The following is a 24,190-nucleotide window of genomic DNA, read 5'->3' as shown; positions in this document are numbered from 1 at the left end:
GAGGAGCCTATGATACAAAAAATATTAATTGCTAATCGCGGCGAGATAGCGCGAAGAATAATCCGCAGCTGCAAACAATCAGGTATTAAGACCGTAGCTGTTTATTCTGATGCGGACGAAAATGCTTTATTTAAACAGGAAGCAGACGAAGCATACCATATCGGTCCTTCACAAGTACAGCAAAGCTATCTGCAATTAGATAAAATCATGGAGGTGGCTAAAAAGACCAATGCTGATGCGATTCATCCAGGCTATGGTTTCCTGAGTGAAAGTCCGGCATTTGCTGAACGGTGCAGGGAAGAACAGATTATTTTTATTGGTCCTGAAGCAGATATTTTAAGACTGATGGGGAGTAAAATTGAAGCTCGAAAAGCGATGATAGCAGCTGGTGTGCCAGTTATTCCCGGTACAGATCATGCTCTGGAATCGATGGATGATGCTATCCGTTTTGCGGAACAGATCGGTTATCCCGTCATGTTAAAAGCATCTGCAGGCGGTGGAGGAATCGGAATGGAGGTCGTACACTCTTCGGAGGAGCTGCAAAAAGCCTTCGAAAATAATTCTAAGCGGGCTGCTTCTTTCTTTGGGGATGGGGCAATGTTTTTAGAAAAGCACATCACAAACAGCAGGCATATTGAAGTGCAGGTGTTAGCAGATCATCATCAGCACACTGTTCATTTATTTGAGCGGGAATGCTCGATTCAGCGCCGGAACCAAAAGGTATTGGAGGAAGCACCTTCACCATCTATTTCTGAACAGCTTCGCAGAAAATTAGGAGAAACAGCTGTTATTGCCGCACAATCGATTGATTATACCAATGCCGGAACCATTGAATTTCTGGTTGATGAGTCTGAGCAATTTTATTTTCTGGAAATGAATACACGTATTCAGGTAGAGCATCCAGTTACGGAGGAAATAACGGGGATAGATATCGTAAAAGAACAAATTAACATCGCTAATCATCAAGCTCTCTCTTTGACACAAGAAGAGATAACACGAAATGGGCATGCGATTGAGGTACGGGTTTATGCGGAAGATCCGATTCGTTTTTTTCCATCACCGGGTAAAATTACAGCATTGGAGCTGCCTGAAGGGGAAGGTATCCGTAATGAATGTGCCGTTACTTCCGGAGATACGGTTACACCATTTTACGATCCGATGATTGCGAAACTGATTGTTTATGGTAAAAATAGGCCGGAAGCAATCAATAAGCTGGAAAAAGCGTTGCGTCGTTTGAAAATAGAAGGCATTAAAACCAATATACCGATGCTTCAGGAAATTATAACGTATGAGGCATTTCAAAAAGGAGATACACAAACATCCTTTTTAAGCAAATACTATCAACCGAACACAGGAGGTAATGAGAATGGAAATTAAAGCATCAATGGCAGGGAATGTGTGGAAAATTACAGTACAGCAAGGAGAATCTGTAGAAGCGGGTCAGGATGTTGTTATTTTAGAGTCGATGAAAATGGAAATCCCGATTGCTTCTGAAGAAAAAGGAATGTTAAAGGAATGGAAGGTGCAGGAAGGAGATTTTGTCAATGAAGGAGACACGATAGCTATTGTTGAATAAATCTAGTTTGGAGTGAATGCTTATGCAACTTGTAAACTATGAAACAGTTGATCAATATATAGCTGTTATCACATTAAATCGGCCGGGAGCTGCAAACGCTTTATCTTCAGCTATGTTAACAGATTTAGAGAATTGCATTCAAAAAATCAGGGATGATGAAGAAATTCGCTGTGTGGTTATCACTGCCAGTGGCGAGAAGGCTTTCTGTGCCGGGGCTGATTTAAAAGAAAGAAGGACGATGAATGATGAAGATGTCGTCGCGGCAGTTCAGCGAATTAGCAGGGTCTGCGATTCCATAGAAAAAATAGATGTCCCTGTTATTGCTGCTATCAATGGCGTCGCCTTTGGAGGCGGGCTGGAAATAGCCCTGGCATGTGATCTGCGCGTTGCTGCCAATCATGTCAAGCTGGGATTAACAGAGACATCCCTGGCGATTATACCGGGAGCCGGAGGTACGCAGAGATTGCCAAGGTTAATCGGGGTTGGGCAGGCAAAACTGCTTATTTATACAGCTAAAACAGTTTCAGCAGAGGATGCTTTGGCTATTGGACTGATTGAGCGATCAGTCGCCGCCTCTTTTTTACAGGATGAGGCAATTAGTATTGCCCGAAAAATAACAAAAAATGGACCAATTGCAATGAAGCAGGCTAAAAAAGCGATCAATCAGGGCATAGACCTTCCCATCGATAAAGCTCTTCAACTGGAGCATGCATCTTACGTAAAACTTATACCGACAAAAGATAGAAAAGAAGGTTTACTTGCATTTCAAGAGAAAAGAAAGCCTGATTATCAAGGAAACTGAAGGTTAGAAAACCTGGTTGTCACCAAACTGTTAGGTAACAACCCTGGTTGGGGACTGGGGCCGCCCCACCGAAAAGCTTTTGCGATTACCCGTCCCATCAAGATCGTTACACTTAGGCAGTAAGAAAGTTTATGCTTTCTTACTGCCAAGAAAGGAGCATGCTGATATGCGGATAGAAGAAGAACTAAAACAGCGCATGGAAAAAATAAAAGAAGGAGGAAAGCAAAAATATCACGATAGCAACGCGGAAAAAGGGAAGCTGTTTGCAAGAGAAAGAATCAATCTCCTGTTTGATTCGCATGAGATAATTGAGGATGGCCTATTTGCGAATGCGATGAATGAAGATTTGCCGGCAGATGGTGTTGTTACGGTGACAGGAAAAATAAATGGCCAGACAGTCTGTGCGATGGCCAATGATTCTACCGTCAAAGCAGGCAGCTGGGGGCAGCGGACCGTGGAGAAAATTTTACGTATTCAGGAGACAGCAGAACGACTGGAAGTGCCGATGATTTATCTCGTAGATTCAGCAGGTGCACGAATTACCGATCAAATAGATATGTTTCCGGGAAGAAGAGGTGCGGGGCGTATTTTTTACAATCAAATTAAGCTGTCCGGAAGAGTTCCGCAAGTCTGCTTATTATTTGGTCCATCGGCAGCAGGCGGGGCATATATTCCTGCGTTTTGCGATATTGTTATCATGGTAGATGGAAATGCATCCATGTATTTGGGCTCCCCGCGAATGGCTGAGAAGGTCATTGGTGAGAAGGTTTCCTTAGAAGAGATGGGCGGAGCAAAGATGCATTGCACAACTTCAGGGGTAGGCGATGTGTTAGTAGATACTGAAGAGGAAGCTATTCAATTTACACAAAATTATTTAACGTATTTTCCTGCTAATTTTCGAGAAAAGCCAAAAAAAGTGGAAGCTGTAGCACCAAAAGTATTTGATAAGTCAATCAGTGAAATTATTCCGGAAAATCAAAATGCTGCTTTTGATATGTATGAACTGATTGATCGTACTATTGATGAAGGCAGTTTTTGTGAGATAAAAAAACGATTTGCTCCGGAATTAATCACAGGGCTGGCTCGTATTGAAGGACGGAGTGTAGGGATTATCGCCAATCAGCCCCGTGTCAAAGGAGGCGTCCTTTTTACAGATTCAGCAGATAAAGCAGCAAAGTTTATCCAATTATGCGATGCGTTTGAAATACCGTTACTGTTTTTAACAGATGTACCAGGATTTATGATCGGAACAAGAGTGGAGAAGCAAGGGATTATTCGCCATGGAGCGAAAATGCTGTTTGCAATGAGTGAAGTGACGGTTCCTAAAATTTCCGTTATTGTAAGAAAAGCCTATGGAGCCGGTCTTTATGCGATGTCAGGTCCTGCTTTCGAGCCGGATTGCTGCCTGGCCTTTCCAAACGCACAGATTGCTGTCATGGGGCCGGAAGCGGCGGTTAATGCAGTGGAGGCGAATAAAATTGCTAAACTCCCAGAAGAGGAGAGAGCAGCGTATATTCAGGAAAAGCAGGCGGTCTATAAAGAGAACATTGATATTTACCGTCTCGCTTCAGAAATGATTATTGATGATATCATTCAGCCGGATCAGCTAAGGGACGTACTGGCAAGCCGTTTTTCTATGTATCAGAATAAGAGAAAACAATTTACAGAGAGAAAGCACGGGGTGTATCCTGTATAATTGTTATGATTAAAACGTTTAGGCATTCATCAGCCTAAGCGTTTTAAGATTGTTTTCTATTTCAGTATAATAATTTTATTTACCATAAATATATTATGTAAACTATAATAATAATTCCTAGAAATCAATGCAATTATTCCGTATAATAAAGATGTTATGCAATGTCAGGAAAAACAGTAAAAGCTATGTACAGATATGAATAAGTTGAAAAAGGGGTAAAGGCTTGTGATCACGTATATGGAAAAAGGGGTAACAGAACAACAAATTGCTGCTCTCTATCAAGAAATGAAAAACAAAGGGGATCAGGTGAATGCTGATAAGATGCTTGATATCTTAGAAAAATATGATAATCAAGAATTTATCATCACGTTAACAGGTCATTTTTCTGCCGGCAAGTCTTCATTAATTAATCAGTTATTAGGGACGGAGATGTTAGCCAACAGTCCAATTCCTACCAGTGCGAATATTGTTAAAATCTCATCTGGAGAAGGTACTGTCAACGTGTTTTTTCATAATGGAAATGTGGTGGAATACCAGGAACCATATAATCTGGAGCAAATTAAGCAGTTTTCCAAAAATAAAAATGACATCCAAAAAATGCATATCAGCACGGCTGAGGCGATTTTACCACCACATACTGCTATTTTGGATACACCGGGAATTGATGCTGCAGATGATGTGGACAGAATGCTGACGGAAGCATCGCTTCACTTATCGGATTATCTTATTTATGTGACAGATTATAATCATGTGCAATCGGAGGTAAATTTATTATTTTTACAGGCAATGCAGGAAAAAGCGCTGCCATTTATGATTGTCATCAATCAAATAGATAAGCATAATGAAGCAGAGCTGCCGTTTGTCGAATTTGATAAAAAAATTAAACAAACGTTTGATCAATGGAATTTACACCCTTCTTCTATTTTCTACACATCCCTCAAAAATCCCGACGCACCGCATAATGCGTGGGCAGAGCTGAGAGATACGGTATTTCATATGCTTAGGTCGAAGGATCAGTACACAACGATGGATGCGAGCATTCGACAAATTGTGCGTGATCATAAAGAAAAAGTTCACCGGGAAATGTCGAATCAAAAAGCATCCATAGAAGAAGTTGATGAAGCATCGCTTACTGGCGAAATAGAAGCATTAACAAAAGAAATTGACCATCTTAAGCAACAGCCTGAGAATATGACAGCTGGTTTTTTAACAGAGGTAGATCAGACTGCAAAGAATGCTTACCTCATGCCGGCTGATTTAAGAGAGCTGGCAAGGGCTTATTTGGAATCTGTACAGCCGGAATTTAAAGTCGGCGGTTTATTTACAAGTGCTAAGAAAACAAAGGAAGCTAAAACAGAACGGAAACAGGCATTTATGAATGCTTTAGAAAAGAGTGTTGAGACGACATTAAAATGGAAGCTTCGGGATAAGTGGTATGAGCAAATTGAAATAAACCAATTGGATTCCTCTTACCAGGAAAAGGGAGTCTCTTTCCTGGAATGGTCTTTAAGTGAAGAGCTTCTGGAAAGCAATTTACGTAAAGGTGCAATGGTTAACGGGGATTATGTTTTAAATTATACAAATGAAATTGCGGCCAGTTTAAAAACACATTTCAAGAAAAAGATGAGGCAGCTGGCAAATGAAGTGAAAAAAGAACTTGAAAATAAACAGAGGAAGTCGTTGGAAGAATTAAAACAGCAATTGGAGAACCTGCAGGGGAAAGAGGTGGAGCAGCAGGCAAATGCCGCTCTGGATCGGGAAGAAGCTGCTTATTTTAACTATTTGGATGAGCAGCAGACAAATCCGGAAGTATCCCCGGAAGTGATAGCGGAGATGAAGCTGAAGCTGAAGGCCCGTAAAGTCATTCCGAAACAAGGAACAGAGGTTTTAGAAATGGCTGGAAAAGAGCAGAAGGAAATAGCTGAAGAAACTCCAGAAGAAGCAGAGAAGACAATACATGATAATACAGAGCAGTATATCGTCCGCGATATTGATCAGGCGTTACAAGCGATTCAATTACCGGGGTTTGAGAGCTATCAGCAGGATTTAAAGAAACGAAGGATATCTTTAACAGAACGTTCTTATACGATCGCTTTATTTGGTGCATTCAGTGCCGGAAAGTCATCCTTTGCCAACGCCATTCTTGGTGAGCGTGTATTACCGGTATCTCCTAATCCGACGACAGCAGCAGTCAATCGGATTCGTCCCGTTACAACCGAAAACAGGCACAGGGATGTTATTGTCACTTTTAAATCCGAAGAAATGCTGATTGATGATATACAAACACTGGCAAAAGAATGTGAACCGCCAAACGGCACCCTGAGTGAATTAATTACATGGCTGGAAACAGAACAGGTTTTGACAGATATACGTTTGCCGAAAATGTATCAGGCTTATTTAAGTGCCATGCTTACAGGCTATGAAGCAGTTGAACCGGTCATTGGTTCGAATAAAAAAATAACCTTTGATGACTTTGAATCGTATGTGACCGATGAAGAAAAAGCATGTTATATTGCATCGATGGATCTTTTTTATGATTGTGAAGTAACAAGGCAGGGAATTACACTGGTTGATACCCCGGGTGCTGATTCGATCAATGCGAGACATACGAATGTATCTTTTGAATATATCAAGCATGCTGATGCCATTTTATACGTTACCTACTATAACCATGCTCTATCTCGTGCAGATAAGGATTTCCTGATGCAGCTGGGACGTGTCAAGGATGTATTTGAATTAGATAAAATGTTTTTCATTGTTAATGCAGCAGACCTTGCCAGCGATCGGGAAGAATTGGATCTGGTGACTACGTACGTCAAAGACCAATTAACGCAATTGGGTATTCGTTTTCCGCGTCTTTATCCTGTTTCGAGTAAGCTTTCTTTGACAGAAAAAATAGAGCAGAAGCCAATGAATGGACAGATGCAGGCTTTTGAAACACGTTTCTATGATTTTATTCACCATGACTTAACAGCGCTTGCGAAACGGGCAGCAATCAGCGACATAGAGCGGTCAGGAGAAGCGCTGGAACAATTTATTCAATCATTAAAACTGGATCAATCTGCAAAAGAAAAACGGAAAGAAGCATTGCAGCATGCTTATCAGCAAATCATTCAAAATATAGAAAATATGGATGCTGCTTCGACAGAAAATCGCTGGCATCAGAAATTAGAAAAACAAACTTATTTTCTAAACGGACGTTTTGCCATCCGTTTCCATGACCTGTTTAAAGAAATTTATAATCCGACAACGATTACCGAATCAGGTAAAGCGGGAAGAGAGCTGCTTTCAAAACAATTTGAACAGCTTGTGCTCTATATGGAGACGGAATTGCGCCAGGAATTATTAGCTATTTCTTTACGGATTGAACAGCTGTTAAAGAGCTTGTTACTAGCCAATCAGCAGGAAATGATTGAAAGAGCAAAAAAGCAAGACCCTGTGTTTTCGATATCTGAGTGGGATATTATTGGCTTTTCTACTCCGGACATCTCTATGAAACTATCGATAAATAAGCGTCAAGAGCTGCAAAAATTATTTAGTAAATTTAAAGATACGAAAACATTCTTCGTACAAAATCAAAAAGAAGAAATCAAAGAGCAGCTGTATGCTATCATTGAATCAGACATTCAAGCTTTTATAGAACAAGGCGGGAGATTAATCCAGTCGTCTTATCAAGTTCAGTGGGATAAGGGAATAGCACAGGAAAAAACAACACTTGTACATGAAGCGGATGTACTTTATCAGCAATTTATTGACCGTTTATTTGTTGAGGTAGATACAGATGATCTTATGGAGCGAAAAGAAAAAATGAATGCTATTCTGGATGGATACAGAGAGGGCGGAGATGGAATATGACAGTAAATAAAGTTTTATTGGTAGATGGTATGGCACTTCTGTTTCGGGGGTTCTTTGCTACATCCTTCCGGGGGAATTTTATGTATAATTCTAAAGGAGTTCCAACGAACGGTGTGTATCAATTTTTACGTTATTTAACAGATGCTATTCATACTTTTGGACCATCCCATGTTGTTTGCTGCTGGGATATGGGAAGCAAAACCTTCCGGACAGAGATGTATGACGGCTATAAAGCAAATCGTGATGAACCACCAGTGGAGCTGATTCCGCAGTTTGATCTGGTAAAAGAGATTGTACAGTCATTTGATATTCCTAACATAGGACTAGAAAATTTTGAAGCGGATGATTGCATGGGAACACTTGCGAATATATATAATCCGGAAAATGAAGTGTATATTCTTTCCGGTGATCAGGACTTATTGCAATTAGTAAAAGAAAATATCCGCGTTATTATTATGCGGAAGGGGCAAGGGAATTACGAGGTTTTTGATAAGGATAACTTTTTCGAGAAAAAAGCTCTTTCCCCGGCACAAATCATAGATTTAAAAGGATTGATGGGCGATTCTTCGGATAATTATCCTGGTGTAAAAGGGATTGGCGAAAAAACAGCCCTGAAATTATTACAGGAATTTGGAACCATTGATGATTTAGTAGAGAATATCGAAAAGCTTCCAAAAGGCGTGCAGAATAAACTGCAGGCAGATATGGAAATGCTTTATTTATCCAGGAAGCTGGCAGAGATCAAATGTGATGTTCCAATCAGCTGTGATTTAGAAGGTTCTAAATGGGATTTTCAGGAGGACAAAGTGGTAACAGAATTAGATAAATTAGAATGGAAGCATCTGGATCGTTTATTGGCGCCATTAAAAGATAAGCCATCGATGTCATTTTAATTGATTTTCAGAATAATGCAAGGGGGTATCTCTTATACCTGTTAGGGGTATGGGGGATACCCCTTTGTTTTGTGGTTTGAAATAAGAATACAGCACACAAGCTCCAGGGGGGTAATGAGAACTCGAAAACAAAAAATTCTTTATAAAGAACGATTTGGCGAAGTGGTATAAGTTTTTCTTATTGTTTGAAATTCAAAGCAGCAGCCATGTTGAAATTTGGTATGAAGACATGCAACCGTTATAATGGAAGAAGAGATATTATTTGCATGAATGGGGGGATAGAATGTATTTTGAATCCAAAAAGGACAGATGGATGGCAATTATTCTCTGGACTATTGTGCTTAGTGGTATACTTATCCCGTTAATCCGGGGACAGATTATTAATTTATTCATTATGGGGCTATTATGTGGTGTGCTGCTATGGTTTTGGTTCCGTACCGGATACAAGATTGATAAAGATCGTTTCATTGTTTATTACGGACCAATCCGTCAAACCATTTATATAAAAAATATGGAATTAATTCTCCTTGCCAAGATGCCGATTATTGCACCGGCATTATCCTTAGACCGGATACAGATTCGAAGCGGTAAATATGACTTAATTGCTATTTCACCCAAGGATAAGTTTACCTTGGTAGAAGAATTGATGAAAATCAATCCAGGTATTTCGGTAGATAAACGTTTATTGAAGAAATAGAAAGGAGAGCAAAATATGAGGATAGTAGATAATATTACTGAATTAGTAGGGGACACCCCTATGGTGGCATTAAACGAGCTGCAGCCTGAAAATGCAGCAAAAATTTTTGTGAAGCTGGAAATGTTTAACCCGAGCGGAAGTGTGAAGGACCGTGCTGCAACGCATATGGTTCATATTGCTGAGCAAGAAGGACAGATAAAGCCTGGAGATACGATTATTGAGCCGACAAGTGGAAATACAGGAATAGGGCTTGCGATGGCAGCTTCTGCAAAAGGCTATCAGGCTATTCTGGTCATGCCGGATAACAGTACCGAAGAGAGAAGAAACCTTTTGAAAGCATATGGTGCCAAAGTAGTTCTAACTCCCAGCAGTGAAAAAATGCCGGGTGCGATTAAAAAAGCACTGGAGTTACAAGCGGAAATACCAAACAGTTTTATCCCTCAGCAGTTCAAAAATATATCGAATCCGGATGCGCACCGTAAAACGACAGCGCTGGAAATTTTAGCGGATATGAACGATCATTTAGATGCTTTTATTTGTACGGCAGGTACAGGTGGGACTGTGACAGGAACAGGAGAAGCTTTAAGAGAATTTATTCCAGATTTACATATTGCCGTCGTTGAACCTGAAGGCTCTCCAGTATTGTCAGGTGGAGAACCAGGTCCGCATAAATTAGTCGGAACAAGCCCGGGCTTTGTACCTGACATTTTAAATACATCTATTTATGATGAAATTATTCAAATTAATGATGAGCAGGCATTGGGACTATTAAAAGAGCTTGCCCAAAAAGAAGGCTTATTTATCGGACCATCTGGAGCCGCAGCTATCTACGCAGCAAGAGAAGTTGCCAAACGATTGGAACCAGTGCAGAAAGTTGTTTGCATTGCCCCTGACACAGGAGAAAGATATTTATCGATGGAATTTCTGCAAGAGGATTAATACAGGAGCAGGGGAATCACCTATTTTGTTATTTTGCATAGTTTAGCAATAAAGAAATGTATGATGGCTTTGGCATGGGCTTTCTTTCGCCATTATTAAAAATCTCTATTTTTCATTTGTTTTTCTCTATTATTCCTGCTATAATACAGACAAATTCATTATTCATAGGTGAACGATAGAGGTGCAAAGACCATCAGTAAATATGCAGAGACAGAACAGGCTGACGATGAAGCATATAGAAAGGGGAATTTGCCGAAGTATAATAAGCCTCATTCTTATTATACTGGTACTGGGATTAAATAAATTCAGTGCTGTCATATAGGGAACTATGTGGAGGGCTATCAGCTGAGAGGACATTAAGTATGTTTATGCAGCAGCGGTCTCCGTTGGTGCTTTTTATTATGTGGAAATCATGGAAGGAATGAATAATGATAAGAGAAAATGAACCCGGAAACAGCAGGGATAAAAAATACTGTTTCTGCTTATCTTTATTATTTTCCACCCTCTATGGTTTGAGGAACTTTACTTTAGGTGCTATCGTCTATTCTTCATCAAGGAATGTTGATATTATACAAAGGGTGTGTTGTTATGAATTTTGGAAAAGTGGTTACGGCGATGGTAACGCCATTTAACGAGCAGCAGGAAATTGATTATGAGGCATTAGATCATTTGATTGAACACTTAATTGAAAATGGTTCAGATGGACTGGTGGTAGCAGGAACAACAGGAGAATCACCAACTATATCCAATGAAGAAAAGCTGGCACTATTTTCTCATACAGTACAGAAAGTCAATGGAAGAGCTTCTGTTATAGCGGGCACAGGCTCTAATCAGACGAAAGGATCGGTTGAGCTGTCGCAAGCTGCTGAAAAAACAGGTGTTGATGCTGTGATGCTTGTAACACCTTATTATAATAAACCTTCTCAGGACGGTTTGTATGAGCATTTTAAAACAATCGCAAACGCAGTTCAGCTGCCGGTGATGCTCTATAACGTACCTGGCAGAACTTCCGTTGATTTAGCGGCTGAAACAGTGATCCGCTTGTCAGCTGTTGATAATATTGTCGCAATTAAAGATGCAAGTGGAGATATGGACAAGGTAACAGAGATGGTTGCACAAACAGATGACAGCTTCTCTGTATACAGCGGGGAAGATGCCTTGACCCTGCCATCTCTTGCTGTTGGAGCAGCGGGCATCGTATCTGTTTCTGCTCATGTTATTGGCAATGAGATGCAGGAGATGATTGCTGCATTTGAACAGGGAGCTGTGAAAAAAGCGGCTGCTATCCATCAGCGTATTTTACCGGTTATGCAGGAAATGTTCGCAGCACCGAGTCCCGCTCCTGTAAAAGCGGCTTTAAACCGAAATGGCGTAAATGTCGGCGGTGTCCGCTTGCCGTTACTTCCATTAAATGATGAGCAATTGCAATCTCTAAACCAGAAATTAAATGTATTAGAACAAGTAAAATAATTTAGGCTGAAAACCTCTCTAAAAGTATTTAGGGAGGTTTTTTTGATGAGGATTTTTCGGATGCCGTACTACTGTATCTCAAAAACACATCACAATACCTATCAATTTATCAAAATTAAATGATAAAATAGGATATTAGAAAACTTGCCATACGCCATACTAAAAAAAGAGAAAGGAATGGGTGCTGATGAAAGAAACACTAATTCAAGCAGATGATACGATTACACTGTGGGGGATTATTATCATTTGGGCGTCTGTCAGTATTTTTTTAGAACAACGCTATAGCTGGGCTTCCAAGGTTACTGGAGCAATTATCGCATTAGTCGGTGCGATGATTTTATCCAATACAGGAGTTATTCCACTGGAATCGCCGGTATATGATGCTGTCTGGTCTATTATTGTTCCACTGGCAATACCGCTTCTGCTATTTCATGTTAATATTAAAAAAATCTGGAAGGAGAGCAGCAGATTATTACTTATTTTCCTGCTGAGCTCCGTTGGTACAGTTGCCGGAACAATTGTCGCATTCTTTACGTTACGGAATCACATACCTCTATTAGATCAATTGAGCGGTATTTTCAGTGCTACATATATTGGGGGAGGCGTGAATTTTGCGGCGATGGCAGCTAAATTCGAAACACCTGGAGAGATTGTTTCTGCAGCAGTTGTAGCCGATAATTTAATGATGGCACTATTGTTTATTATTTTGATGATGATACCTGCCGTTAATTTTATCCGTAAACGCTATCCGACGCCGCATATAGAGGGTGTAGAACAAAATCAGGCAGCTGATGATGACAAAACATTGGCGGAAAGCTTTTGGAAGCGAAAAGAAGTTTCCTTAAGGGATATGGCACTTTCTATTGGGACAGCCTTTCTTTTAGTTATTGTTTCCCTGAAAATTGCGCAGTTTTTTGCAGAGATTATTCCAAGCGGAGAGAATGCGTCCTTTTTTAATAACTTATTAAGCGGAATAATTGGTGATCATTATCTTGTATTAACAACGCTTACTTTTGCTGTTTTGAGTATTTTTCCAAATTACTTTTCTGAATTAAACGGCAGTCAGGAGATAGGTACTTATCTGATTCACATATTTTTTGTCGTTATCGGGATACCTGCTTCCATTCCACTAATCATTCATACTGCACCATTATTGCTTGTTTTTGCATTTATTATTGTTGCAATTAATTTAATTCTATCGCTTTTATTTGGAAAGCTGTTCCGGATGAGCTTAGAAGAAATTCTCCTGGCAAGTAATGCGAATATCGGCGGGCCGACGACAGCTGCGGCATTTGCAATTGCAAAAGGATGGAGACAATTGGTTGGTCCAATACTAATCGTCGGGACGCTGGGCTATATTATTGGAAACTATATTGGAACCTTTCTTGCTGTCTGGTTTGGATCGATGATGTAAGCATAGTAAAAATCTGCTTCTGCATTTATGAGAGAAGCAGATTTTTTTGTTTTAACTGTCAGACCTGAAGAAAAAATGCTTAGATTTGTTGAAACCAATTTGGAGATAGTATAATTTATATAAATAGCGGATTTTTAGCATTTAAAAAGGATTAACAAGAGTGGTTTTCGTAAATAATAGAATATCATCTGTAATTCTGATGCCGCATGACAGAGCTTAAAAAGGTTGGGATAGCTATTTTCAAGCGATTATTATTTTTGCTGTTAATTATACTGTTAGCCATTTGGACAAAACCATTATGGGAAGAGCCAGTCCGTGATATAATTCCTGATGCTGTAAGTGATACATTTTCCTCAGCAGGCGATTTTATTAATGATGTGATAGATAATGATTTTTACTTCCGGCAAGTATCAGACCAGACAACTTCTTTTTTTAATTCTATGACAGGTTCAGAAACAGAAAGAGAATATGAACAAGTGGAAACACCTGAACTCACCACTCCCGAGGAGCAATCTTTTTCCATCGGCAATGTAGAAATTGGAGACACAAGAAATCAGGTTGAAGAGGTGTATGGGGAAGCTGAACGGCAAAGTGAAAATGAGTATGGGGTTGAATGGTTCACCTATCATGAAAATTATCAAAACTTTATGATGGTTGCCTATGATGAACAGGAGATGGTCCGCGGACTCTTTACTAATCAGGATTTACTATCCTCTCAGCATGATATTGCTCTGGGTGATCCCAAAACGTTTGTAAATGAGACATTAGGGGAGCCGGAAGAAATGATTCGTAACGGCTGGTTTAATTATAAAATTGAAAGTGAAGGAGAATATGATGTTTATCATATGGACGGCACTTATGTAACGATGTTTTATGATCTGCATGAAGCAGATGAAGTAACGGCTGTTCAGTTAATAGATGAAGACCTGGAATCGGCAAAAAGTACGCTTTATACTCCCGGCAGCGAGGCATTGAAGGAAGGTTTGGAATATCAGTTATTTGACCTAACCAATGCGACCCGTGTCAAGCAGGAGCTATCTATTTTAGAATGGGATGAAGCGGTAAGGGAAACAGCGAGAAAGCATAGTACGGATATGGCCGTTAATCAGTTCTTCAGTCATACGAATCTGCAAAATCAGTCTCCTTTTGAACGAATGGAAGCAGATGATATTGCTTTTACCAGTGCAGGAGAGAATCTCGCATATGGGCAGTTCAGCAGTATTTTTGCGCATCAGGGTTTATTGAATTCGCTCGGGCACCGGGAGAACATCCTGCATGAAGACTTTACCCATCTGGGGGTAGGGGTTGATTTCAATGAAAGTGACCAGCCGTTTTATACAGAGAATTTTTTCAGTAATCGATTGTATTAAATGCAGCATCGAATGATGCAATGAAAGAAGTTGCTCGAACAAATTTGAATACTGGTATGTATTCAAAAATCTGTCGAATTAGAGGAGTGTTTTGTATGAAAAATCAAGCAACACCCTATCTTACATTTAACGGGAATGCACAAGAAGCATTAAATTATTATAAGCAGGTTTTTGATGGAGAAATTGTATCCATGCAAACCTTTGGGGAAGCAGATTATCCGACTCCTCCTGCAGCAGAAAACAGAATTATCCATGCGCAATTTAAAAAAGATGCATTATTCTTTATGGTTTCAGACACTTTTCCAAGTCAGCCTGTTGAAGCAGGGAATCATATTTCATTGGTGCTTGAATTGGAAAGTGAAGAAAGTATTCAGAAGATATATCATGCCTTAGAGCAGGAAAGTGATATCTTAATGAAACTTCAGGATACCTTTTGGGGAGCCAAATATGCGAAAGTAAAGGATAAGTTTGGCGTTATTTGGGATTTGAATTATACAAAGTCCTGAGCAATTGAATACCGTTTTTGAGGGTGAACCGATGTATCTGCATGGGATTCACCCTCTTTTTCGTGCGCCCTTAAAATGTATTGCTTTTTCATTTTGGATAATAATAAAGTTATTACGAAATAGATGCTTGATGAGCAGATTCCAGAAACAGTGCTTTTCGGAAAGGAGATAAGGACATTGATTTTTATTTATAACGATTATGGCGGCACACACACGACTTCACTTGCAGCAGCGTATCATTTAAAGAAGTTACCTGTGAATCGAATGCTGACAAAGGAAGAAATAATGCATGTCAGATATTTTAATAAATTGACTAAGCATGACCTCGGTAAGCTGATTTTTCATGGAGTTGATGAGGATGGTCACGCTGTTTATACTATAGGACGCAGAAATAATAAATATGTTGTACCCGCTATGCAGGAGTTGGCAGCTATATTACAGGACAGGGGTCAGACAGATGAGAAGATTATTATTTCCAACACTTCTCCTACTGTTCCTTTTGTAATGTCTATAGGAGGCTTTTTATCAAGAGGGCTGAATATCAATGCTTTGGGCGAGCCTCTACTGATTATGGGTGCAAAACAATGCTGTGAAAAAATCATCCGGCTGGTCGAAAGCACAAAAAAAGCGGGTCATGCTATGTCCTCACGGGTTATTGTATTGGAAAATACAAAGTTCAAGTAGTATTGTTTTTCTTTTTTAGAAGTAGAATTGTATGTATGCTTTTTACATGATTAGCGGAAAAAAATCTGCCCCAGCTAGTCAGAGTCTGAATCGAATAGCTGGGGTAGTGTTATATAGCTGCTTTCTTAATTAATAAAATCTGTTACAGCAGTGACAGAATTTCTTTTTACATCGATCGGAATGTCTCCGTCGTTCCTCACAATGATGATGTTTTTCCCGGTGACATTCGTGGTGATGTCTTTTGTGATGACATCTTTTGTGATGGTCGTGCTCCCTGTGTCGATGACAATCACAAAAATCACAGTGATGGTGGTGTTCTCTACGTCGGTGGCATTCACAGCGACAGTGATCTTCGTGCTTTTTTCTATCTGAATGAAAGACACACATAGCTTTTCCCTCCTTTCTCAATCAATATACGCAAGTATAAAAAAAGAGAATAGACAAACTTAATAGTAGGAAACACATTTTTGAAAGACTGCTTGTACATATATTTACTATGTACAATTATTTGTTTTTCCCTGTAAGTTCATTATTGGGGGAATATCTAAATAATCTAGATGAGTTTGAAACCTTTAGGCTCATGTTTCGTATAACTATTTAAAGAAGTAAAAACCTGGTTGAGGAGGACTATAATGACTGAGATTGCAATGGAATTAAAAAATGTCAGCAAACGCATCAGGAATAAAGAAATCATTAAAGATGTCAGCTTTCAAATAAAGCAGGGGGAAGTATTTGGTTTTGTCGGACCAAATGGTGCTGGTAAAACGACAACAATCCGGATGATGGTCGGTTTGATGAAAATTACAGAAGGGGATATCCGCATTGTCGGCAAAAGCATTCAAACAGATTATAGTGAAGCCATCAGAGAGGTCGGGGCGATTGTTGAGAATCCGGAAATGTACCCTTTTTTAACGGGAAGAAAAAATTTAGAACACTTTGCCCGGATGGTTCCAGGCACATCAAAAGACCGGATAGATGAAGTGGTCCGATTAGTTGGGTTGGAAAAAGTAATCAATGATCGAGCCGGCGGATATTCTCTCGGAATGCGGCAGCGGCTGGGGATTGCACAGGCTCTGTTACATAAACCGTCGATTCTTATTTTAGATGAACCTACGAATGGACTGGACCCATCCGGAATGAAGGAGATTCGTCAATATATCCGCGCATTGGCAGAGCAGGAAAAGGTCAGTGTGATTGTTTCCAGTCACTTATTATCTGAGATTGAATTAATGTGTGATCGCATCGGAGTTATTAAAAATGGGGCTTTAATTGCCGTAGAGGACGTAGAAAAGAACAGGAAGCTTGAGGACAGCGATATTTCAGAGTATCTTATCTCTGTAAGCAATGCGCAAGCTGCAAAAGAACGTTTAGATAGTGTGGATGGTTCTTTATTTGTAGAAATAGCTGACGAAACAACCTTAAAAATTGCTGTTAAGCGTGAACAAATACCAGTAATTCTCAAAGAATTATTAAACCATAATATCAATGTCTATGAGGTCCAGGCTGCCAAAGGCACATTAGAAGACAAATTTTTCGATTTGATTGGAGAGAATGTCATTGAGTAATCTAAGCCAGCTTATCAAAAACGAATTTATCAAACTGCATCATTATAAATCTACTTGGGCAATGTATATTATCCTGGCGATTCTCCTTATTGGCGGGGCGATGATTACAAACTTTGTAGCTAATCAAAATATGCTCTTTGATGAGGTCTTCCAAGGGGAACTCGCACAAGCTTATCAATCGTTGGGATTGGAGATTCCCACTTATGATATGTGGGCTTTTCTATCAGATAATATCTCCAATATCAGTTTTATTACTATTTTGATTATTGTTGTGGCAGCTAAAATTATTTCAAACGAATATAAGTGGGGGACGATTAAATTATTGCTGATTCGCCCGGCAGGAAGAGGAACTGTGTTGACATCCAAATATATTGCAGTTTTCCTTTTTGCAGCGGTGCTGATTCTTTATACTATTATTCTATCCATGATTATTGGACTTATCTTTTTCGGCGTCGATACGTGGAACCCAACCATTGTTGATAATATGGGATCAGGTTATACAGAAGTTTCTATCCTTGCCTCTATCGGTAAAGACATCCTCTTTTACCTGGTCCCATTAATTCTATTAGCAACGTTATCCTTTATGATTGCAATTTTATTCAAAGGAAGTGCTATGGCAATTGCTGCGAGTATTGTGGTGTTCCTTGCTGCACCAGTTATTACAATGCTGGTAAGCCAATATGAAGTAGGAAAATATCTGTTAACCGCACATCTTGATCTGCAAAGTATTTTTGAAGGGTCTCCTTTAATTGAAGGAACGTCCTTTGGCTTTTCTATTGCTGTTCTTATCGTTTATTACGTTGTATTTATGGCAGTAGGATGGCTGACCTTTAAAAAAAGAGATGTTGCTGGAAATTAACCTGAAAGGGCAGGGTATTGTGAAGAAATCGTATTGTGCCTTTTTGCTCGTCTGTTTTCTTCTCCTGTTGGGAGCTTGTTCCGATGAGCATGAGGAAGAGCAGGAAGAGGCAGCAGTAGAAGAAAATAAAGAAAATCTGGATCCGGCAACGGGGCTTTTCATGGAATTTATAAAAGAAAACCGGGACTCAGACCGGGTTGCTTTTTTAGCCACCTGGAATGACGAGCCAATAGCAGAAATCAATACCGATTTAACGATGCCGCTTGCCAGTGTTGTTAAAATAATTATTGCAATTGAATTCGCCGGTCAAGCGGAAGAAGGGGACATCGACCCCTCTGAAATGGTAGCTATGGAGGAAGTGGATAAGTATTATTTTCCGAATACAGATGGTGGAGCACATGAAGCCTGGAAGAGTACATTGAAAGACGGGGAGCAGGTCTCTCTGGAACAAATTGCACAAGGTATGATGCAATTCAGTTCCAATGCAAATACGGATTATTTAATAGAAAGACTGGGCTTGGAAGAAATAAATAATCGGATAGAAGAACTGGATTTGAACAATCATGAGCCGGTTTATCCGTTAACAGCAAGCATTGTTATTCCTCAAAAAGTGATGGAAGATAAGGATATAGAAGCCGATGAATTAGAGGATGCGTTACGGGATTTGGATGATGATGCTTACCGGCAAATAGCTGTCGATCTTTTTGAGGAATGGCAGACAGAAGCCTTAAGTGAAGCAGAAAAAGAAGCAGCCACTGCCTTGCTTGATATGTCGATTCAAAAGGTCTGGTCAGACCGGCTGACGCACGCTGCTGCTGAAGATTATCATAAAATAATGCGTATACTGAATAAAAAAGAACGTTATTCAGAAGCATTTTATCAGGAGTTGGATGCTATTTTCAGCGTAGAGCTTGAAGATGAATCGATTGTACGTGCAGGGCAAAAAGGCGGAAGCACTGCTTTTGTTTTAAATCAGGCTGTATATGCAGAGGATGAGAATGGAAATCGTTTTGAGATGATTTTGTTTACGAATGATCTTAATCTTTCAGAGTTGGAGGTTGCAGCCATGCAGATGCAGGCTTTGAGGGATAAATTAGTAAATGAGGAAGTATTTCGTGAGGAAGTTAGAGAAATGTTAGCTGAATAACTATAATTATATGCTCCTTCCTAGTGTTGCGATTTGCATCGTATCAAGGGGGAGCTTTGATTTGTAAATGGGTATGTAGACGTTTTATCAGAAAAGTGCAGAGGTGATTCATTGATAAGGGGAAAGATAATGGAAGATGATAAAAATAAGGAAGACAAAACCTCTTTGAAAATACTAACTGCTTGGTTCTCTATCCTGAAAATTTTACGTGTCGGGCTGTTTTTACGAATAATGCTTATCTTTTCTATCATTGGCTGGGAGAAAAGCATTCAACCTTATTTGTAGGTTTCTAATTTAATTATCTTTAAAAAACACATTGATCCTATAATATAAAAAGAATAATTTAAGAGAAAGCGGTGAAAATCAGTGTCTATTTATATAGAAGAAGTGAACAAGGAAAATTGGAGGGAAATTGCTGCATTAGAAGTAGCTGAAAATCAAAAAGACTTTATGGAAAGTGTTTCTTTTTGCTTGGCAGAGAGTTTTATTGAGCGCCTGACAACATCTCTGGGATTGTATGACAACCAGCAGCCAGTTGGCTATGCCATGGTTGGATTTTATTTTGATAAAAAAAGAAGCATCTGGTTTGATCGGTTTATGATTGATCGTCATTTCCAGGGACAAGGCTATGCAAATCAGTTTATTCCATTGATTGAAAAATACATAAAAGAACATTATGATGTTCAAATTATACGTTTAAGCTTTGTCCCGGGAAACAGTCAAGCAGAACGGTTATATAAAAAGCATGGTTTTATCCGGACTGAGGAGCTTGATCCAGAAGGAGAAATTATTATGGAGAAACGTCTTTAGATAACCATAATATTATTATGTAAACTTACTAGTCAAGATTTTATGAATTAAGCAATAAAAAATGGAAGCAGCTTACATTTAAAAAGAACTATACAGAATAGACATGGAAGACTATCTCAAGATGGAGGCAGCCTTCCATTTTTGTTTTAGTAGCTGCTTCTTGATGGACTGTAAAAGCACTACTGCAGAGGTATAGATCTACATAGACCCTAAGGCTTAGACAAAGATATTTCTCAGGCTCATTACGAGAAAACGAGATACCCGGTAAGATAAAGATACAATAACGAAAGGAGGAAAACGGAATGAAAAAATTCATGTTATTTATCGGAGGACTTGCGGCATTGCTGATACTGCTGGCAAACCTTGGTCCGATGGTATTGTTGGCTTTAAGTGTATGGTTACTCTATATATGCTTTAAAAAATTTATCAGTACAGATTCAACCGCTGCAAAAATAGGATGGGTGATTGTCGGTTTAATTGTATTGAGCATTTCATTCTCTAACATCTATGCCGTTTTAGGTGTTGCAGCAGCATATGCGCTTTACCTAATCTATAAAAACTGGAACACATCGGAAAGCTCAGTTGTTCATGAAATAAGGGACGATGATGATCCCTTTACGAACTTTGAAAAACAGTGGGCAGAGTTAAACAAATAAAATTTAAAGGAGAGATTAGTTATGACAACAAATATTTTCACTCGAATAAAGGATTCGATTTCAGCAGATTTACACACGATGATGGATAAAAAAGAACAAAAAAACCCGATTGCAGCATTAAATCATTATTTACGCCAAAGTGAACAGGAAAAGGAAAAAGTGAGAAAGCTGATTGACCGTCAGTATAAATTAAAGGAAGAATTTACGCGGGAGTATATGAAAGCACAAGACCTGGCAGATAAACGCCTGAAACAAGCGAAAATCGCAGAGCGTGCGCAGGAAGAGGAAATGCATGCATTTGCTTTAAAAGAGCATGAAGAGTATCAAAATCGTGCCAATCGCATGAAAGCATCCAGAGAAGAAGCGATTAGCCAGCTTGAAAATCTGGAGCAGAAATGCGAAGAAATGAAGCATCGCCTGAAGGATATGCACTTGCGCCGGATGGAATTAATGGGGCGTGAAAATATTGCCAAAGCAAATCACCAAATTAACCGTGTGGTGGATGAATCGCCGGAAAAGCCTTTCTCCAAGTTTGAAGAGATGGAGCAGTATATTGAAAACCTGGAGTACAGAGTAAACAGCTCTTACTATCAAAGTACATTTGACAGTAAAATTGCTGCAATCGAAAAGCAATTAGATGAAAAAGGGAAAGAAGCAAATTAGAATCTCTAGATAGAAAATGAAAAATCATGGTATACTTATACAGGCGCAGGGTGTCCTCGCCTGTATATTTTACATAAGACATAAATGAAAGGAGAGTGGAAGGATGTTTAAACAGCTCAGTACTAAAAACTTAAATTGGATATGGATTACTGTTGCAGTGCTTCTTGTGGTTGAAATCGCCTTTTTTCATGGCGGATCACTGATATCAGCCTTTATTTCCGGTTTCTTTGTTTACTTCAGCTGGAAAAGACTGAATGCATTGGGCTGGAAGATTGTATTTGCTATTGCTGCAATATCCTTCCTTCTTTCCATGTTTAATTTGCTGGCAGTACGATTTTTAATTGTCGTGATTATTGTCATTTTAATTTTAAATTATAGTAAATCAACGAAAAACCCGAGTAAAGAAAAGCCGGAACTCCCAAATAAATCGGGCTTGCATAGTGAAGATCCGCTTATCAAAATAGATAATTTATTTGATGAGCGCATGTTTGATGATGCGCGGACAGAAGAAACGGCTTATCAATGGAAGGACGTCAATATGCACGGCATTTATGGCGACCGTGTTATTGATTTAAGCAATACCGTACTGCCATATGATACAGCAGTCATTTCTATCCGGCATCTGATCGGTAATATTGAGATTTATGTACCTTATGAAGTAGAGGTCAGTATTCATCATAGCTCCATGTTTGGCAGAGCATCTATTTTGGGAGAGAATCACAATCGGCTGATGAACAAATCCCTTCATTATGAAACAAAAGACTATAGTACAGCGCATCAAAGAGTAAAGATTGTTACTTCTTTATTTTCCGGAGACATTGAGGTGAAACGCGTATGAATTCAATTATTCGTTTTGTCCTCTTGTCGATTGCGTGCAGCTTTGTATTAGCGATTATCATGATCGTTATGACTTTTATTACCTTCTCTATCGATATCGCATTTGGATGGAGTGCGCTGTGGGAAGGAAAATTAGGGGATGTTTCCTTTCTTTTAACTGCACTGGCCGTCATTATAACATTCGGTTCCATTATCGGTGCAATTATAGGCTGGTACTGGAAGGAGAATTTAAAAAAGATTGAAAAAATGCTTATCGGAATTATTAAAGGAGAAAGACCTTCTGAAGCGGAAGAAGTCCCGAAAGAGCTGGAATCTATTTCAGAGCGGATGACCCAGGTGCAGGAAAAGCTGCGGGCGCAAACCGAGCATGCACAAAAGATTGCAACGGAGAGAGCGAATGAACGCGAACAAAGCTTGCAGGAAGTAGTTGCGCAGGAAAGAAATCGCCTGGCCCGGGAACTACATGATTCTGTGAGCCAGCAGCTTTTTGCGGCGTCGATGTTAATGTCGGCGATTAATGAGGCAGGACCTCCGGAAGACGCGGCATTAAATAAGCAGTTAAATATGGTAGAAAAAATGATTCATCAATCGCAATTGGAGATGCGTGCGCTGCTTTTACATTTACGCCCCGTTGACTTAAAGGGTAAATCATTGCAGGAAGGTGTGGAAGGACTATTAAAGGAATTAACACAAAAAGTACCGATAGAAATCGATGCGAAAATTGAGGATTTTCAAGTAGATAAAGGTGTAGAAGACCAGCTGTTCCGAATCTTTCAGGAATCTATCTCTAATACGTTGCGCCATGCAAAGGCTGACAATCTGCACGTTTTATTATTGGAACGGGATGAAAATATAATTATGCGTGTAGTCGATGACGGAATTGGTTTTCAGACGGAAGCTGTGAAAACAAGCTCCTATGGCATGCAGAATATGCGTGAGCGTGCTTATGAGGTCGGCGGGACATTGAAAATTATCAGCTTGCCAAATGAAGGAACACGTTTAGAAGTGAAAGTACCTATTTTAAGAAGGGAGGATACATCCAATGATTAAGGTTTTATTTGTTGATGATCATGAAATGGTACGAATCGGCGTATCCGCATATCTTTCCTCACAGCCGGATATTGAAGTAGTTGCAGAGGCGGATGATGGTTCCCGTGCGATTGACCTGGCATTAGAGCTGCGCCCGGATATTATTTTAATGGATCTGGTGATGAAGGAAATGGATGGCATTGAAGCAACAAAGAAGATTATTGAAGCGTGGCCGGAAGCGAAAATTATTATTGTTACCAGCTTTTTAGACGATGAGAAGGTTTACCCTGCTTTAGAAGCGGGAGCTACTAGCTATATGCTGAAAACATCGAAAGCCGGCGAAATTGCCAAAGCGATTCGTGCGACCTACGAAGGGCAGTCCATTCTGGAGCCGGAAGTCACCGGGAAAATTATGAACCGTATGCGGACAAAACAGGAGGTTGCTTTGCATGAGCAGTTAACAGAACGGGAGACGGAAGTTTTGTTATTAATGGCGAAAGGGAAAGCAAATCAGGAAATTGCCGATGAATTGTTTATTGCATTAAAAACAGTGAAGGTTCATGTCAGTAATATTTTAGGAAAGTTAGAAGTGCAGGACAGGACACAGGCTGTCATTTATGCTTTTCAGAACAAGCTGGTGGAGTAATCATGGGATATAAACGAGGATGAGTCATACATATCATCTGACTCTAATTAAGCATCAGATCAGTGTATAGATGGAA

Annotated in this window: 24 protein-coding genes and 1 riboswitch; of the genes, 23 read left to right on the top strand and 1 reads right to left on the bottom strand. The window is 39.6% G+C overall.

Going from position 1 to position 24,190, the window contains the following annotated elements; genetic code table 11:
- Positions 1-9 precede the first annotated feature (9 nt).
- From FLK20_RS19465 to FLK20_RS19405, 13 genes are all read left to right on the top strand, one after another.
- Positions 10-1,377 (top strand): acetyl-CoA carboxylase biotin carboxylase subunit, encoded by a 1,368-nt coding sequence (locus tag FLK20_RS19465; protein WP_152658257.1) that lies wholly within the window; start codon positions 10-12, stop codon positions 1,375-1,377.
- On the top strand, positions 1,367-1,576 hold the full coding sequence (locus tag FLK20_RS19460; protein WP_152658256.1) for an acetyl-CoA carboxylase biotin carboxyl carrier protein subunit: 210 nt from the start codon (positions 1,367-1,369) through the stop codon (positions 1,574-1,576). Before FLK20_RS19465 ends, FLK20_RS19460 begins: the two co-directional genes overlap by 11 nt.
- A 22-nt stretch (positions 1,577-1,598) precedes the next feature.
- The gene (locus tag FLK20_RS19455; protein ID WP_194165697.1) at positions 1,599-2,378 is read left to right on the top strand and encodes an enoyl-CoA hydratase; all 780 of its coding nucleotides are present in this window, start codon (positions 1,599-1,601) and stop codon (positions 2,376-2,378) included.
- Positions 2,379-2,544: 166 nt separating this feature from the next.
- Positions 2,545-4,074, top strand: a complete 1,530-nt coding sequence (locus FLK20_RS19450) for an acyl-CoA carboxylase subunit beta (protein WP_152658254.1) — start codon at positions 2,545-2,547, stop codon at positions 4,072-4,074.
- Positions 4,075-4,299: 225 nt separating this feature from the next.
- Positions 4,300-7,929, top strand: a complete 3,630-nt coding sequence (locus FLK20_RS19445; RefSeq protein WP_227995167.1) for a dynamin family protein — start codon at positions 4,300-4,302, stop codon at positions 7,927-7,929.
- The gene (locus tag FLK20_RS19440) at positions 7,926-8,822 is read left to right on the top strand and encodes a 5'-3' exonuclease (protein ID WP_152658253.1); all 897 of its coding nucleotides are present in this window, start codon (positions 7,926-7,928) and stop codon (positions 8,820-8,822) included. The genes FLK20_RS19445 and FLK20_RS19440 overlap by 4 nt, the downstream gene beginning before the upstream one ends.
- A gap of 283 nt (positions 8,823-9,105) precedes the next feature.
- The gene (locus FLK20_RS19435; protein ID WP_152658252.1) at positions 9,106-9,519 is read left to right on the top strand and encodes a PH domain-containing protein; all 414 of its coding nucleotides are present in this window, start codon (positions 9,106-9,108) and stop codon (positions 9,517-9,519) included.
- Between the two features lie 15 nt (positions 9,520-9,534).
- A complete protein-coding gene (gene cysK / locus FLK20_RS19430) occupies positions 9,535-10,458 on the top strand; it encodes a cysteine synthase A (protein WP_152658251.1) in 924 nt (307 codons plus the stop codon).
- Positions 10,459-10,626: 168 nt separating this feature from the next.
- A riboswitch (Lysine riboswitch) is annotated at positions 10,627-10,807 on the top strand.
- A 239-nt stretch (positions 10,808-11,046) separates the two neighbouring features.
- Complete coding sequence (gene dapA, locus FLK20_RS19425; protein ID WP_152658250.1) at positions 11,047-11,928, top strand: 4-hydroxy-tetrahydrodipicolinate synthase; 882 nt, start codon at positions 11,047-11,049, stop codon at positions 11,926-11,928.
- Between the two features lie 187 nt (positions 11,929-12,115).
- Positions 12,116-13,342, top strand: a complete 1,227-nt coding sequence (locus FLK20_RS19420; protein ID WP_152658249.1) for a DUF819 family protein — start codon at positions 12,116-12,118, stop codon at positions 13,340-13,342.
- A 206-nt stretch (positions 13,343-13,548) separates the two neighbouring features.
- Positions 13,549-14,712 (top strand): CAP domain-containing protein, encoded by a 1,164-nt coding sequence (locus FLK20_RS19415; RefSeq protein ID WP_152658248.1) that lies wholly within the window; start codon positions 13,549-13,551, stop codon positions 14,710-14,712.
- Between the two features lie 95 nt (positions 14,713-14,807).
- Positions 14,808-15,218: a VOC family protein gene (locus FLK20_RS19410; protein WP_152658247.1), complete on the top strand. Its 411-nt coding sequence runs from the start codon at positions 14,808-14,810 to the stop codon at positions 15,216-15,218.
- Positions 15,219-15,395: 177 nt separating this feature from the next.
- Entirely contained in the window at positions 15,396-15,902 is a 507-nt protein-coding gene (locus tag FLK20_RS19405) for a DUF3189 family protein (protein WP_152658246.1), read from the top strand.
- 125 nt (positions 15,903-16,027) lie between these two features.
- Here the strand turns inward: FLK20_RS19405 and FLK20_RS19400 are convergent, their stop codons facing one another.
- Positions 16,028-16,285 (bottom strand): hypothetical protein, encoded by a 258-nt coding sequence (locus FLK20_RS19400; RefSeq protein WP_152658245.1) that lies wholly within the window; start codon positions 16,283-16,285, stop codon positions 16,028-16,030.
- 249 nt (positions 16,286-16,534) lie between these two features.
- Here FLK20_RS19400 and FLK20_RS19395 point away from each other — a divergent pair, with 249 nt between their 5' ends.
- The 10 genes from FLK20_RS19395 to FLK20_RS19355 all read left to right on the top strand — a co-directional run bounded on the left by FLK20_RS19395 (position 16,535) and on the right by FLK20_RS19355 (position 24,114).
- Positions 16,535-17,467 (top strand): ABC transporter ATP-binding protein, encoded by a 933-nt coding sequence (locus tag FLK20_RS19395; protein ID WP_152658244.1) that lies wholly within the window; start codon positions 16,535-16,537, stop codon positions 17,465-17,467.
- Complete coding sequence (locus FLK20_RS19390; protein WP_194165696.1) at positions 17,460-18,326, top strand: ABC transporter permease; 867 nt, start codon at positions 17,460-17,462, stop codon at positions 18,324-18,326. Before FLK20_RS19395 ends, FLK20_RS19390 begins: the two co-directional genes overlap by 8 nt.
- Before the next feature lie 19 nt (positions 18,327-18,345).
- Positions 18,346-19,473 (top strand): serine hydrolase, encoded by a 1,128-nt coding sequence (locus FLK20_RS19385; protein WP_194165695.1) that lies wholly within the window; start codon positions 18,346-18,348, stop codon positions 19,471-19,473.
- Between the two features lie 129 nt (positions 19,474-19,602).
- A complete protein-coding gene (locus FLK20_RS21750; RefSeq protein ID WP_194165694.1) occupies positions 19,603-19,758 on the top strand; it encodes a hypothetical protein in 156 nt (51 codons plus the stop codon).
- A gap of 81 nt (positions 19,759-19,839) precedes the next feature.
- A complete protein-coding gene (locus FLK20_RS19380; protein WP_152658241.1) occupies positions 19,840-20,283 on the top strand; it encodes a GNAT family N-acetyltransferase in 444 nt (147 codons plus the stop codon).
- Positions 20,284-20,585: 302 nt separating this feature from the next.
- A complete protein-coding gene (locus tag FLK20_RS19375; protein WP_152658240.1) occupies positions 20,586-20,939 on the top strand; it encodes a lmo0954 family membrane protein in 354 nt (117 codons plus the stop codon).
- Between the two features lie 21 nt (positions 20,940-20,960).
- The gene (locus FLK20_RS19370; RefSeq protein WP_152658239.1) at positions 20,961-21,602 is read left to right on the top strand and encodes a PspA/IM30 family protein; all 642 of its coding nucleotides are present in this window, start codon (positions 20,961-20,963) and stop codon (positions 21,600-21,602) included.
- Positions 21,603-21,705: 103 nt separating this feature from the next.
- Positions 21,706-22,440, top strand: a complete 735-nt coding sequence (gene liaF, locus FLK20_RS19365; protein ID WP_152658238.1) for a cell wall-active antibiotics response protein LiaF — start codon at positions 21,706-21,708, stop codon at positions 22,438-22,440.
- A complete protein-coding gene (locus tag FLK20_RS19360; RefSeq protein WP_152658237.1) occupies positions 22,437-23,489 on the top strand; it encodes a sensor histidine kinase in 1,053 nt (350 codons plus the stop codon). Before liaF ends, FLK20_RS19360 begins: the two co-directional genes overlap by 4 nt.
- Positions 23,482-24,114, top strand: a complete 633-nt coding sequence (locus FLK20_RS19355) for a response regulator transcription factor (protein ID WP_152658236.1) — start codon at positions 23,482-23,484, stop codon at positions 24,112-24,114. The genes FLK20_RS19360 and FLK20_RS19355 overlap by 8 nt, the downstream gene beginning before the upstream one ends.
- The last annotated feature ends 76 nt before the right edge of the window (positions 24,115-24,190 follow it).

This window comes from Oceanobacillus sp. CFH 90083 (assembly GCF_009389585.1).
Classification (GTDB): domain Bacteria; phylum Bacillota; class Bacilli; order Bacillales; family Amphibacillaceae; genus Oceanobacillus.
The sequence above is the reverse complement of the archived record's forward strand: the minus strand, read 5'-3'. Positions and strand labels throughout refer to the sequence as shown.